The 12,222-nt window shown below is 68.8% G+C and carries 12 protein-coding genes; 1 reads left to right on the forward strand and 11 read right to left on the reverse strand.

What is annotated here, in order from left to right; translation table 11 throughout:
• Window positions 1–112: 112 nt before the first annotated feature.
• The 4 genes from fusA to MFF13_RS15770 all read right to left on the reverse strand — a co-directional run bounded on the left by fusA (window position 113) and on the right by MFF13_RS15770 (window position 4,265).
• Window positions 113–2,188 carry an elongation factor G gene (gene fusA / locus MFF13_RS15755; protein WP_147754335.1) on the reverse strand — a complete coding sequence of 692 codons (2,076 nt, stop codon included), beginning with the start codon at window positions 2,186–2,188 and terminating at the stop codon, window positions 113–115.
• A 31-nt stretch (window positions 2,189–2,219) separates the two neighbouring features.
• Complete coding sequence (gene rpsG, locus MFF13_RS15760) at window positions 2,220–2,690, reverse strand: 30S ribosomal protein S7 (protein WP_147728202.1); 471 nt, start codon at window positions 2,688–2,690, stop codon at window positions 2,220–2,222.
• A 143-nt stretch (window positions 2,691–2,833) separates the two neighbouring features.
• The gene (gene rpsL, locus MFF13_RS15765; RefSeq protein ID WP_066927123.1) at window positions 2,834–3,205 is read right to left on the reverse strand and encodes a 30S ribosomal protein S12; all 372 of its coding nucleotides are present in this window, start codon (window positions 3,203–3,205) and stop codon (window positions 2,834–2,836) included.
• Window positions 3,206–3,581: 376 nt separating this feature from the next.
• Window positions 3,582–4,265: a DUF805 domain-containing protein gene (locus MFF13_RS15770; RefSeq protein ID WP_147832245.1), complete on the reverse strand. Its 684-nt coding sequence runs from the start codon at window positions 4,263–4,265 to the stop codon at window positions 3,582–3,584.
• A 218-nt stretch (window positions 4,266–4,483) separates the two neighbouring features.
• Here MFF13_RS15770 and MFF13_RS15775 point away from each other — a divergent pair, with 218 nt between their 5' ends.
• Window positions 4,484–4,885 (forward strand): hypothetical protein, encoded by a 402-nt coding sequence (locus tag MFF13_RS15775; RefSeq protein ID WP_147832243.1) that lies wholly within the window; start codon window positions 4,484–4,486, stop codon window positions 4,883–4,885.
• Between the two features lie 114 nt (window positions 4,886–4,999).
• On the opposite strand, the gene recA is transcribed toward MFF13_RS15775, so the two are convergent.
• The 7 genes from recA to flgC all read right to left on the reverse strand — a co-directional run bounded on the left by recA (window position 5,000) and on the right by flgC (window position 12,218).
• Entirely contained in the window at window positions 5,000–6,094 is a 1,095-nt protein-coding gene (recA, locus tag MFF13_RS15780) for a recombinase RecA (protein ID WP_147754337.1), read from the reverse strand.
• Window positions 6,095–6,230: 136 nt separating this feature from the next.
• Entirely contained in the window at window positions 6,231–8,921 is a 2,691-nt protein-coding gene (gene cckA / locus MFF13_RS15785; protein ID WP_238272514.1) for a cell cycle histidine kinase CckA, read from the reverse strand.
• Between the two features lie 160 nt (window positions 8,922–9,081).
• On the reverse strand, window positions 9,082–10,149 hold the full coding sequence (gene flhB / locus MFF13_RS15790; protein WP_147764916.1) for a flagellar biosynthesis protein FlhB: 1,068 nt from the start codon (window positions 10,147–10,149) through the stop codon (window positions 9,082–9,084).
• Between the two features lie 185 nt (window positions 10,150–10,334).
• The gene (fliR, locus tag MFF13_RS15795) at window positions 10,335–11,099 is read right to left on the reverse strand and encodes a flagellar biosynthetic protein FliR (RefSeq protein ID WP_147829783.1); all 765 of its coding nucleotides are present in this window, start codon (window positions 11,097–11,099) and stop codon (window positions 10,335–10,337) included.
• A gap of 38 nt (window positions 11,100–11,137) precedes the next feature.
• On the reverse strand, window positions 11,138–11,404 hold the full coding sequence (gene fliQ, locus MFF13_RS15800) for a flagellar biosynthesis protein FliQ (RefSeq protein WP_147728151.1): 267 nt from the start codon (window positions 11,402–11,404) through the stop codon (window positions 11,138–11,140).
• 78 nt (window positions 11,405–11,482) lie between these two features.
• Window positions 11,483–11,797 (reverse strand): flagellar hook-basal body complex protein FliE, encoded by a 315-nt coding sequence (gene fliE, locus MFF13_RS15805; protein WP_147754437.1) that lies wholly within the window; start codon window positions 11,795–11,797, stop codon window positions 11,483–11,485.
• 13 nt (window positions 11,798–11,810) lie between these two features.
• Window positions 11,811–12,218 carry a flagellar basal body rod protein FlgC gene (gene flgC, locus MFF13_RS15810; RefSeq protein ID WP_147754436.1) on the reverse strand — a complete coding sequence of 136 codons (408 nt, stop codon included), beginning with the start codon at window positions 12,216–12,218 and terminating at the stop codon, window positions 11,811–11,813.
• Window positions 12,219–12,222: the final 4 nt, after the last annotated feature.

Raw genomic sequence — 12,222 nt, forward strand, 5'->3', positions numbered from 1 at the left:
AAACTTCTCTTTGGCCATGGTAGCCTCCGGTTCGGTGAGTGGTGCGCGCCGGGCCTGCGGTCAGGCCGGCGTCGCGGATGGGATGTCGAGGATCGGCTTACGCGTACTGGAGCTAGGCGTACTTGGCGATGACCTTGTCGGCTTCGCCGCGCGGCACTTCCTCGTAGTGGTCGAACTGCATCGTGAAGTTGGCGCGGCCCTGCGAGAAGGAGCGCAGCTGGTTCACGTAGCCGAACATGTTGGCGAGCGGCACCATCGCGTTGATGACGTTCGCGTTGCCGCGCATGTCCTGGCCCTGGATCTGGCCGCGGCGGGAGTTGAGGTCGCCGATCACCGAGCCGGTATACTCTTCCGGCGAGACGACCTCGACCTTCATCACCGGCTCGAGCAGCACGGAGCCGCCCTTCTGCAGCGCCTCGCGAAGAGCCGCGCGGGACGCGATCTCGAAGGCCAGCGCCGAGGAGTCGACGTCGTGGTAAGCGCCGTCGATCAGCTCCACCTTGATGTCGACCACCGGGAAGCCAGCGAGAATGCCGGCGCCGAGGACCGAGTTGAGGCCCTTCTCGACGCCCGGGATGTACTCCTTGGGTACCGCGCCGCCGATCACCTTCGAGGCGAACTCGAAGCCCTTGCCGGGCTCGTTCGGCTCGACCACGAACTTCACCCGCGCGAACTGGCCGGTACCGCCGGTCTGCTTCTTGTGGGTGTAGTCGATCTCGGTCCGCCGGGTCAGCTTTTCGCGGTACGCCACCTGCGGCTGACCGATGTTCGCGTCGACCTTGTAGGTGCGGCGCAGGATGTCGACCTTGATGTCGAGGTGGAGCTCGCCCATCCCGCGAAGGATGGTCTGGCCCGACTCCTGGTCGGTGGAGACGCGGAAGGACGGGTCCTCGGCCGCGAGCTTGGCGAGCGCGATGCCGAGCTTTTCCTGGTCAGCCTTCGACTTCGGCTCGACCGCGATCTCGATGACGGGCTCGGGGAACTCCATCTTCTCGAGGATCACGACCTTGACCGGGTCCGACAGCGTGTCGCCGGTGCGGGTGTCCTTGAGGCCGGCCAGGGCGACGATGTCGCCGGCGAAGGCCTCCTTGACGTCCTCACGGTTGTTGGCATGCATCAGGAGCATGCGGCCGACGCGCTCCTTCTTGTCGCGCGAGGAGTTGAGCACGTTGGCGCCCGACTCGATCTTGCCCGAGTACACGCGGCAGAACGTGATCGTCCCGACATGCGGGTCGTCCATGATCTTGAAGGCGAGCATCGAGAAGGGATCGCTGTCGGTCGGATGACGGACGATCTCTTCCTCGGTCTTGAAGTCGAGGCCCTTGATCTCGCCGCGGTCGGCGGGAGACGGCAGGTAGTCGACGACCGCGTCGAGCAGGGGCTGCACGCCCTTGTTCTTGAACGCCGAGCCGCAGAGCACCGGGTGGAAGGCGCGCAGCTGCACGGCGCGGCGGACGAGCATGCGAAGGGTCTCTTCGCTCGGCTCGACGCCGTCGAGGTAGGCGGTCATCGCCTCGTCGTCGAGTTCGACGCAGGCTTCGATCATCTTGGTGCGGTACTCGACCGCCTGATCCTTGAGGTCGGCGGGGATCTCTTCCTCGTCGTAGTTGGCGCCGAGCGCCTCGCCCGACCAGACGATCGCCTTCATCTTGATCAGGTCGATCACGCCGCGGAAGGTGCTCTCGGCGCCGATCGGCAGCTGCAGGCAGACCGGCTTGCCCGCGACGCGCGTGATGATGTCGGCGACGCACTTGAAGAAGTCGGCGCCGATCTTGTCCATCTTGTTGACGAACACGACGCGCGGCACGTCGTACTTGTCGGCCTGGCGCCAGACGGTCTCGGTCTGGGGCTCGACGCCCTGGTTGCCGTCGAGCACGCACACCGCGCCGTCGAGCACGCGGAGCGAGCGCTCCACCTCAATGGTGAAGTCGACGTGGCCGGGCGTGTCGATGATGTTCAGGCGCTTCTCGCGCCAGAAGCACGTCGTCGCGGCGGACGTGATCGTGATGCCGCGCTCCTGCTCCTGCTCCATCCAGTCCATGGTGGCGGCGCCCTCATGGACCTCGCCGATCTTATGGGACTTGCCGGTGTAGTAGAGGATCCGCTCGGTGGTCGTGGTCTTGCCGGCATCAATGTGGGCCATGATGCCGAAGTTGCGGTAGTCCTCGATCGCGTGGGTGCGGGGCATCGGGATCTCTCCGAAAGGGGCGTCGGGCCGCTTACCAGCGGTAGTGCGAGAAGGCGCGGTTGGCTTCAGCCATCCGGTGCGTGTCTTCCCGCTTCTTGACGGCGTTGCCGCGATTGTTCGCGGCATCGAGGAATTCGGCCGAGAGGCGCTCGACCATGGTGCGGTCGTTGCGGCCGCGGGCGGCCTGGATCAGCCAGCGGATCGCCAGCGCCTGACGGCGCTCGGTGCGGACCTCGACGGGAACCTGGTAGGTCGCGCCGCCGACGCGGCGGGAGCGCACCTCGATCATCGGTGCGACGTTCTCGAGCGCGGCGCGGAACACCTCGATCGGGTTGGCGCGGGCGCGGTTTTCGACGATCTCGAAGGCGCCGTAGACGATCCGCTCGGCAACCGATTTCTTGCCCTCGTACATGATCGAATTCATGAACTTGGTGAGAACGATGTCCCCGTACTTCGGGTCGGGGATGATCTCACGCTTCTCTGCGGAATGGCGACGGGACATGGCGGGTTCTTTCGAACGACAAAGGGTCTAAGCACCCCGCGCAGGCCGCCTTGAGCAACTCCCTTCGGAGCGCCGGCGACATCCTTACGAGGCAGTGGAATGCCGTGATGTCCGCCCAGACCAAACGTCCGGGCGGGTCGTGCTTACTTCGGACGCTTGGCGCCGTACTTGGAGCGGCGCTGCTTGCGGTTCTTGACGCCCTGCGTGTCGAGCACGCCGCGCAGAATGTGGTAGCGCACGCCCGGAAGGTCCTTCACGCGGCCGCCACGGATCATGACGACCGAGTGCTCCTGAAGGTTGTGGCCTTCGCCGGGGATGTAGCCGATCACCTCGAAGCCGTTGGTAAGGCGGACCTTGGCGACCTTGCGGAGCGCCGAGTTCGGCTTCTTCGGGGTCGTCGTGTAGACGCGGGTGCAGACGCCGCGCTTCTGCGGGCAGGCGTTGAGCGCCGGCACCTTGTTGCGGCTCCGCTGGATCTTCCGCGGCTGCGCGATCAGCTGGTTGATCGTCGGCATCTGGTGCCCTCTTCCTCCGGATCGCGGCGCTGCGCGATCCCGTGCGACGTAACGTGGCTCCCTGCGGAGCCGCCCACGAATGCCCCCGAAGGGAAATCCGCAAAACGAATATGCGCCAGGGGTCGGTGAGGACCCTTGGCGCGCTGTCGGCAGAGGAGCACCCCTGTTGAGGCAGGCGCGCTCGTACCTACTGATCTGACGAGGACGTCAGGCGATGTGAGCCTTCGACGGTGGTTCGGCGCGTCGTCGACGGTCGGTCGGGCTTGTCGCCCAGCCTCGTCAGCAGCCCCCCGGCCGTTCGAAGTGGCGCGCTTCTAGCCTCCATCGCCGGGTGGGTCAATGGTTTCCGGCCGATAATCTCGCCTCCGACGAGAGGTTAAGGTTTTATGCGGGGCGGCGGCGGGCCGAAGCGATTGTCGCCCGGGTCGCCCTGGCGGATCAGGACGGCGAAGAACAGCCATGCGCCGGCGATCAGGGCGAGGAGGCTGCAGACCACGACGACCGCGACGGCGGCGTCTCCGGCGTTCGACAGCGCCAGGGGAACCGCCGCCAACCCCGCTACGAGCGGAACGATCGGCAGCCAGCTCCACCAGCCGCTGCGGTTTACGTCGTGGCACCTCTTGGTCGCGAGCGCGATGCCGGCCCAGGCGGCGACGAGCGAAGCGATCTGGCCGAAGACCGGGATCCAGCCCAGCAGCAGGTTGACGGCGAACAGGACGAGGAAGCCGTAGAGCCAGTAGTCGCCGAGGGCGACGCGTCCGTTCGGGCTGAGATAGAAGCGCGTCCAGTCCGGCCTGGCTGCGCCGTGGAGCGCCACCGGGTGCGTCGGAGCCTCCGGGAAGGCCGGCACGACGCCGGGAATCAGGTACAGGTCTCGCGCCGTTCCGATCGGCCGGGCCGAATCGCCCGATCCGGGCTCGACCTGGAAGTCGACTGCCTCGCCGGCGTGCGGGGCGGCGCTGCACAGGTCGGTCAGGCCGTAGGCGTAGCGGCGTCCGTCGTCGCCCGCGACGAGGCCCGGGGCCGAGGCTTCCGCAACCGCCAGAACGCGTCCCCGCATCGCCCCGAAATCCTCGTCTCCGCCCGATGCGGTGCTGTGTTCCCCGTGCGGGGCGGCCCGTCAATCCGGGCGTGGCGTGCCGGATCGGGGCAGGTCGTGCCGGATGCGGGCCGACATCGCTCACGGAAGATTAAAGCGATTGGTCGAATTCTCCGCTTCGTCGGGGCGGCGCGCTGCGCCCCCGGCGGTTCGCGATGTCGACGGTCAGGGTGATGCGTATGGGTAGCGTTTCGAGTGCGGCCGAGAACGTCGTCCCCTTCCGGCGGATCGCCGCCGCGGGCCGGCCTCTGCCGTACGAGGGTGGCGTGCGCGAGGGGCAGGCCCGGCGCCGGTCCGAGCAGCGCGCGCTGATGGATGCGGTCTACGCCACGGGGACGCTCACGGTGGCCGCGGGCGATCGCGAGACCAAGCTCATCGCGTCCCGCCTTCAGGTCTACGGGTTCCTCGCCGTGGAGGAGGTCGAGCCGGAGGGCTCGCTGCGCCGCCTGCGCCCCTCCGAGGCGATCCGCGCCCGCGCCGAGCGCCCGTGGCGCCTGTCGAAGCCGGCCTATGCCGGTCTTTCGGTCAGCATTCCGACGGTGGACGACTTTCTGTTCGAGCCGACGGGCTTTTCGGCCTGAGATTCACTCGGCCGGCGCTTTTCGATTCGTTGGCCCTGACATGAAGAAGCGCGCCGCCCTCTCGGGCCGGCGCGCTTCTTCGTTCTGGATGGCTGATTCGAGGCGGTGCGGGACTTACGCCTCGCCCTCGTCGAGCTCGTCCTCGGTCGGCTTGGCGTTCTCGAGGATCTTCTCGGCGACGAGCCCGGAATTCTGCCGGATCGACGCCTCGATCTTGCCGGCGATCTCGGGGTTGTCGCGCAGGAACCCCTTCGAGTTCTCGCGGCCCTGGCCGAGGCGCTGGCTGTTGTAGGAGAACCAGGCGCCGGACTTCTCGACGATGCCGGCCTTGACGCCGAGGTCGATCAGCTCGCCGACCTTCGACACGCCCTCGCCGAACATGATGTCGAATTCGACCTGCTTGAACGGCGGCGCGACCTTGTTCTTGACGACCTTGACGCGGACCTGGTTGCCGATCGCCTCGTCGCGATCCTTCAGGGTCGAGATGCGGCGGATGTCGAGGCGGACCGAGGCGTAGAACTTCAGCGCGTTGCCGCCGGTGGTCGTCTCCGGGCTGCCGTACATCACGCCGATCTTCATCCGGATCTGGTTGATGAAGATCACCATGCACTTCGAGCGCGAGATCGAGCCGGTGAGCTTGCGCAGGGCCTGGCTCATCAGGCGCGCCTGGAGGCCGGGCTGGCTGTCGCCCATCTCGCCCTCGATCTCGGCGCGGGGCGTCAGTGCCGCCACCGAGTCGACCACGAGCACGTCGATGGCGCCGGAGCGCACCAGCGTATCGGTGATTTCGAGCGCCTGCTCTCCGGTATCGGGCTGCGAGATCAGCAGGTCGTCGAGCTGGACGCCGAGCTTGCGCGCATAGATCGGATCGAGGGCGTGCTCGGCGTCGACGAAGGCGCAGACGCCGCCCGTCTTCTGGGCCTCGGCGATGGTGTGGAGCGCGAGCGTGGTCTTGCCCGAGGATTCCGGCCCGTAGATCTCGATGACGCGGCCCCGCGGCAGGCCGCCGACGCCGAGCGCGATGTCGAGGCCGAGCGAGCCGGTCGAGACGGTCTCGACCTCCGCGATCTTGTCGTTCTTGCCGAGCCGCATGATCGAGCCCTTGCCGAAGGCCCGCTCGATCTGGGACAGCGCGGCGTCGATCGCCTTCGCCTTGTCCTTGTCCACCATGCCGGGGGTTTCCACCACTTTCAGTGCGGCCTGAGCCATCGTTCGGCATCCTTATGCAGGGGTTGGGCGCGCATCTCAATGCGCCGGAACCTGCATTTGATGTACCTATTTTGTTCTCATCGGGCAAGGGTGGAATCGCCCCCATGAGGAGTCATCTCCGTGCCTGCCCGCCGCCTTACGGCTCGGCCATCGTCGCCTTCACCGTCTCGACGAGTTGCTTGAGGCTGAAGGGCTTGGGCAGGAAGTTGAAGGTCTCGCCCTCGGGCAGGTTCTTGCGGAACGCGTCCTCGGCGTAGCCCGAGACGAAGATCACCTTGAGGTCCGGTAGGTGCTTGCGAATCTCGCGCAGCAGGGTCGGGCCGTCCATCTCCGGCATCACCACATCGGAGACGACGAGGTCGATCTGATGGCCGCCCTCGCGCACGATGTGGAGCGCGTCGATGCCGGAGGCGGCCTCGAGCACGGTGTAGCCGCGGGCCGAGAGCGCGCGGCTGTTGACGGCGCGGACCGGGTCTTCGTCCTCGACGAGGAGAATCACCCCCTGCCCGGTATGGTCGGCCGAGGGCTTTCGCGGAGGCGTTTTCGGAGCCGTCGTGGCCTTCGGATCGCCGACGAGGACGAAGTTCTCTCCCCCCGGCTGCGCGCCGGCCGCAGAAACGGACGCGTCGGCCGCGGCCGGCGGCAGCGCCGGCGCCGGCTCGGGCAGGGCCGCGGGCTCGTGGCGCGGCAGGTAGATCCGGAAGCTGGTGCCCTCGCCCACCGTCGACTGCACGTCGATGGTGCCGCCGGACTGCTTGACGATGCCGAACACCGTCGAGAGGCCGAGGCCGGTCCCCTTGCCGATCTCCTTGGTGGTGAAGAACGGCTCGAAGATCTTCTCCATCAGGTCGGACGGGATGCCCTCGCCGGTGTCGAGCACCTCGATCAGGACGTGGTCGCCGGCCGGCGCGCCGCCGCGCCCGTCGGGTTTGGCCGCCGCGCCCGGGTCGAGCACGTTGGCGGTGCGGATCAGCAGGCGGCCGCCGCCGGGCATCGCGTCGCGGGCGTTCACCGCGAGATTCACGATCACCTGCTCGAACTGGTTCACGTCGGCCTTCACCGGCCAGATGTCGCGCCCGTGCTTGAGGTCGAGCCCGACGCGCTCGCCGAGCAGGCGCTTCAGCAGCAGCGTCAGCTCCGAGAGCGCCTCGCCGACGTTCATCACCTCCGGCCGCAGCGTCTGCCGGCGCGAGAACGCCAGGAGCTGGCGCACGAGGCCCGCCGCCCGGTTGGCGTTCTGCTTGATCTGCATGATGTCCTGGAAGGCCGGGTCGGTCGGCTTGTGGCTCGCCAGAAGCAGGTCCGAGTAGCCGATGATCGCCTGGAGGACGTTGTTGAAGTCGTGCGCGATGCCGCCGGCGAGCTGCCCGACGGTGTCCATCTTCTGGGTCTGCGCGATCTGCTGCTCGAGCTGGCGCTGGGCCGTGGTGTCCAGGGCGTAGAGGATCAGCGGCTCGCGGTCGGCCTCCTCCTGCCCCTGCCCCGGGGCGCCCTCCCCGCCCGCGGTGCTGAGCCAGACCCGGGCCGAGCGGTTGGCGTTGCCGACCAGCATGACCTCGATCGGCTCGATCTCGGAGAGCCCGCTCGCCGCCTTGGCGAGCGCCGCATCGAGGGCCGGGCGGTCGCGCTCGACCACCGATTCGGCGAAGTTCGGCTCCTCGGCGCCGGCCGCGGATTCGGCCACCGCATGGCGCGGCAGGGTGCCGAACAGGCGGGCGAACGAGGCGTTGGCCCTGGCGATCCGGCCCGAGCGGTCCAGCGTCGCGATGGCGATCGGCGAGTTGTTGAGGAAGCGCGCGAGCCGCACCTCGGCCGCGCGCTGCGGCTCGTCGCTCTCCGCGCCGGCGGAGCGGTTGATGACGAAGGTGCGCGACGCGCCGGGCTTGCCGTCCTTGCCGAAGGCGACGCGGTGGTAGAGCCGGGCCGGCATCGGGTGGCCGTTGCGGCGGCGGAGATCCAGGTCGAACCGGTCGGTGCGGACCTCGCCCGGGAGCCCGGCGTTCTGGATCAGCGCGTCGGCGGCGGGCGCGATCTCGGAGAGGTGCGGGCCGCCGGGGCCGACCACCGCGAGGTCGTAGCCGAGCCAGGCCGCCAGCGTCGCGTTCATGTAGACGATCGCGCCGGTCGGATCGATCGAGAGGAAGCCGGCGGGCGCGTGGTCGAGGTAGTCGATCGCGTGCTGGAGTTCCTGGAAGACGTTCTCCTGGCGCTCGCGTTCGGCGGTGATGTCGCCCACCGTCCAGAGCGAGGCGGCCCGTCCCGGCCGCGGCAGCGGCCGGACCTGGATGCGGTACCAGGCGAAGTCGCGCCCCCGCGCGCCGCCCGCCGGCGGCGGCGACATCCGCACCTCCTCGGCGTGGCTGCGCCCGTCGCGGGCGGCCTGCGACAGGCGGTAGATCGCCTCCGACACCTCCGGCGAGCCGACGAAGATCCGCTCGACCGGGCGCAGCGTCGAGAAGCTGTCGCCGCCCGCCACGTTCAGGTAGGCCTCGTTGGCGTAGATCAGCCGGCCGCCCTCCTCGACCACGACGGTGGCCTCGGGGGCGGCGTCGACGATCGCCTTGGTGATGTCGTCGCGCCCGCCCTGCCCGCTGAGCTGGATCGCCCCGATCGCCATCGCGAACAGGAAGAACACGCCGGCCATGGCGAGCAGCGCCAGCAGCCAGATGATCAGCGACTGCGCCTGCTCGTTGGCCACGAACGACAGCCCGATCGCCGCCCCGACCAGCAGCCCGGCGAGCACGAGCAGCAATCCGACCCGCCCGGGCCGTTCCGACCGGTCGATCGAGCCCGAAACCGCGGGCGTGGGTCCACTCAGATCCGGCATCGGGCCTTGAATCCACAAACGAAGGACCGGTTATGCCCTCACCCCGCCGATCGGCAAGCGCTGTCTTTCGGGACGCGCCGACTTCCGACGGGGGCCGCCTTCCGGTCGGTCCCGGCTTAGTCTGGCCGAGGAAGGTGGACAAACCGTGCGTTCGGCGCGCTCACGCGGCCCGGCGGCGCAGGCGCATGACGAAGCCGATCACCTCGGCGACCGCCTTGTAGTGCTCGGCCGGGATCGCCTCGTCGATCTCCACGGTGGCGTGGAGCGCACGCGCCAGCGGCGGGTTCTCCAGCACCGGCACGTCGTGCGACTTGGCGAGCTCGCGGATGCGGAAGGCCAGGGAGTCGACGCCCTTGGCGACGACGACCGGCGCGCCCATCCCGGCCTCGTAGCGCAGGGCCACCGCGTAGTGGGTCGGGTTGGTGATGACCACCGTGGCGGTCGGCACCGCCGCCATCATCCGCTTCTTCACCCGCTGCATGCGGATCTGCTTCATCCGCCCCTTCACCTCGGGGTTGCCGTCGGATTCCTTCATCTCCTGCTTCATCTCCTCCTTGGACATGCGCAGGCGCTGGCGCCAGCGGTAGCGCTGGTACAGGGCGTCGGCCATCGTGATCGCGAGGTGGATGGCGAGCACGCCGCCGAGCAGCTTGATGCTGATGCCGAGGATCGCCGTGAGGCAGGCGGCGGGGTCGAGGCGGGCGAACACCTCGAGGCGGTCGCGGTCGCGCCACAGCAGGGTCCCGACCACGACGCCGACCACCGCCATCTTGGCAAGGCCCTTCACGAACTGGAACAGCGCCTCCATCCCGAGGATGCGCTTGACGCCGGCCATCGGCGAGATCCGCTCGAACTTCGGCCCGAGCGTCTCGGTGGTGAAGACCAGCGGGTGCTGCAGCAGGCCGGCGGCCAGACCCGCCACCGCCACGAGCCCGGCCGGCACCGCGAGCGCCTGCAGCCAGATCGTCAGGGTACGGCCCGCGATGCCCACCATGGCGTGCGGGTCGTCGGGCACCGCGTGGGCGTTCATCAGGAAGCCGCGCATCTCGGCGACGAGCCCGCGGGCGATGCTCGGCCCCGCGATCACCAGCGCCAGGGTGAAGGCCGCCAGGATCGCGAAGGTGTTGATCTCGGTGCTGGTCGCGACGTTGCCCTGCTCGATCGCCTGGTCGAGGCGCCGCTGGGTCGGTTCTTCGGTCTTGTCTTCCTGCTCGGTGCCCTCGGACATGGCTCAGCCGCTCCCGAGACGGACCAGGATATGTCCACGTTCGGCGCCGACCTGCCCCCTCTCCCATGGGGAGAGGGCTGGGGTGAGGGTCGTGACCTCGCCGGAAAACTCACGCCCCTCATCCTGTCCTTCTCCCCCTGGGAGAAGGGACCTGCGCCTCGACCACGCGATGGTCCGACACCGGCTCACCGTCCGGCGAATTCCAGCAGGTAGCGGCCGAGGTCGTCCAGGAACACGGTCATCATCACGCCGAGCGAGCCGAACAGGATCAGCATGCCGATCAGCACCGAGGCCGGCACCGCGACGAAGAACACCTGCAGCTGCGGCATCAGCCGCGACAGCACCCCGAGGCCGAGGTTGAACAGGATGCCGAAGGCGATGAACGGCGAGGCGATCTGCACGCCGAGGGTGAAGCCGCGGCCGATCGCCTTCAGCGCCAGGGTCGCCGCGTCGCCGAAGGCCGGCACCGCCTGCGGCGGCAGCACCGCGTAGCTCCGCCCGATCGCGTCGAGGGCCACGTGGTGCAGGTCGGCCGCCAGGATCAGCGTGATGCCGAGAAGCGAGAGGAAGTTGCCGAGCGCCGGCTGCTGGCCGCCCTGCGACGGGTCGACGGTCATGGCGTAGGACAGGCCGACCTGCTGCGAGATGATCAGGCCCGCGGTCTGGAGCGCGGCGAGGATCATCCGCACGGTCAGCCCGATCACAAGCCCGACCAGCGTCTCCGAGAACAGCAGGCCGATCAGCCGGGGCGTGCCGATCGCGTCGGCACCCACCGCCAGCAGCGGCCGCACCATGGGAAACAGCAGCAGCGAGACCAGCAGGGCGAAGGACAGCCGGATGCGCGGCGAGACCGATTGCTCGCCGACGCCCGGCATCAGCATGATCAGCGTGCCGACCCGGGCGAAGGTCAGCAGGTAGGCCGCCGCGATCCCGGGCAGGAGCAGGTTCATGCGCCGTCATAGCAGCAGGCCGCCCGCTTCGTCTCTTCTCACTGTCCGGCGGCGATGCGCGCGGCGATGCGGGTCATGTAGCCGGCGAGCGCGTCGCCCATGAACGGCAGCATCAGCAGCAAGGCCGCGAACACCGAGACGATCTTGGGCACGTAGATCAGGGTCTGCTCCTGGATCTGCGTCAGCGCCTGGACCAGCGAGACCACGAGCCCGACGGCCAGCGCCACCAGCATCAGCGGGCCGGCGACCTTGAGGAAGACGAAGATGCCGTCGCGCGCGACGTCGAGGATGGCGAGTCCGGTCATGGGTCTGGATGCTTGCTCGAACCGTTGGGGGATGTGACGCCTCGGCCCGCCCCGGGAACGGGGGCGGGCCTGGTCCGGCTAGATCTGCATCCGCATGATCTCCTCGTAGGCCGAGATCATCCGGTCGCGCACGGCGACCATGGTCTGCAGCGCGGTCTCGCTCTCGGCCACCGCCGTGACCACGTCGACCACGTTGGCCTTGCCGGCGGCCACCGCCATGCCCTGGGCGTCGGCCTTGCGGCCGGCGTCGCCGACGCCGTCGAGCGCCCGGCCCAGGAGCTGGGTGAAGTCGCCGCCCGCCCCTTGCGTCGGCTGGATCTTCGGCGCGCCCTTGAAGGCGCCGACGTTCTGGACGGCGGCGTAGGCGCCCGCCGCGAAGTTGCTGCTGGCCATGGTGGTCTTCCGCCTACTTCAGGATCTCGAGGGTGCGGGAGATCATCCGGCGCGCGGTGGTGACCATGTTGAGGTTCGCCTCGTAGGAGCGCTGGGCCTCGCGCATGTCCATGTTCTCGATCAGCCCGTTGACGTTGGGCATGCGCACCTCGCCCTTGGCGTCGGCGGCCGGGTTGCCGGGATCGTACTTGGTCCGGAAGGCGGTCATGTCGCGGCGCACGCGGCCCGCCTCGACGAGGTTCGCGCCGGTCTCGCGGTCGACGTGGCTCCTGAAGGTCGGGATCTTGCGCCGGTAGGGCTCGCCGTTGGCGCTCTGGGGCGCGGAATCCGCGTTGGCGATGTTCTCGGCGATGATCCGCATCCGGCCGGACTGCGCCTTGAGGCCGGCGGCGGCGATCGTGAGCGACTTGTTGAAATCCATGGCT

This window comes from Methylobacterium cerastii, assembly GCF_022179125.1.
GTDB lineage: Bacteria > Pseudomonadota > Alphaproteobacteria > Rhizobiales > Beijerinckiaceae > Methylobacterium > Methylobacterium cerastii.

What these genes read in the sequence shown, in the direction of transcription:
- fusA (WP_147754335.1), bottom strand. Translation starts at nt 2,188, where the DNA reads ATGCCCCGCACCCACGCGATCGAGGACTACCGCAACTTCGGCATCATG.
- rpsG (WP_147728202.1), bottom strand. Translation starts at nt 2,690, where the DNA reads ATGTCCCGTCGCCATTCCGCAGAGAAGCGTGAGATCATCCCCGACCCG.
- rpsL (WP_066927123.1), bottom strand. Translation starts at nt 3,205, where the DNA reads ATGCCGACGATCAACCAGCTGATCGCGCAGCCGCGGAAGATCCAGCGG.
- MFF13_RS15770 (WP_147832245.1), bottom strand. Translation starts at nt 4,265, where the DNA reads ATGCGGGGACGCGTTCTGGCGGTTGCGGAAGCCTCGGCCCCGGGCCTC.
- MFF13_RS15775 (WP_147832243.1), top strand. Translation starts at nt 4,484, where the DNA reads ATGGGTAGCGTTTCGAGTGCGGCCGAGAACGTCGTCCCCTTCCGGCGG.
- recA (WP_147754337.1), bottom strand. Translation starts at nt 6,094, where the DNA reads ATGGCTCAGGCCGCACTGAAAGTGGTGGAAACCCCCGGCATGGTGGAC.
- cckA (WP_238272514.1), bottom strand. Translation starts at nt 8,921, where the DNA reads ATGCCGGATCTGAGTGGACCCACGCCCGCGGTTTCGGGCTCGATCGAC.
- flhB (WP_147764916.1), bottom strand. Translation starts at nt 10,149, where the DNA reads ATGTCCGAGGGCACCGAGCAGGAAGACAAGACCGAAGAACCGACCCAG.
- fliR (WP_147829783.1), bottom strand. Translation starts at nt 11,099, where the DNA reads ATGAACCTGCTCCTGCCCGGGATCGCGGCGGCCTACCTGCTGACCTTC.
- fliQ (WP_147728151.1), bottom strand. Translation starts at nt 11,404, where the DNA reads ATGACCGGACTCGCCATCCTCGACGTCGCGCGCGACGGCATCTTCGTC.
- fliE (WP_147754437.1), bottom strand. Translation starts at nt 11,797, where the DNA reads ATGGCCAGCAGCAACTTCGCGGCGGGCGCCTACGCCGCCGTCCAGAAC.
- flgC (WP_147754436.1), bottom strand. Translation starts at nt 12,218, where the DNA reads ATGGATTTCAACAAGTCGCTCACGATCGCCGCCGCCGGCCTCAAGGCG.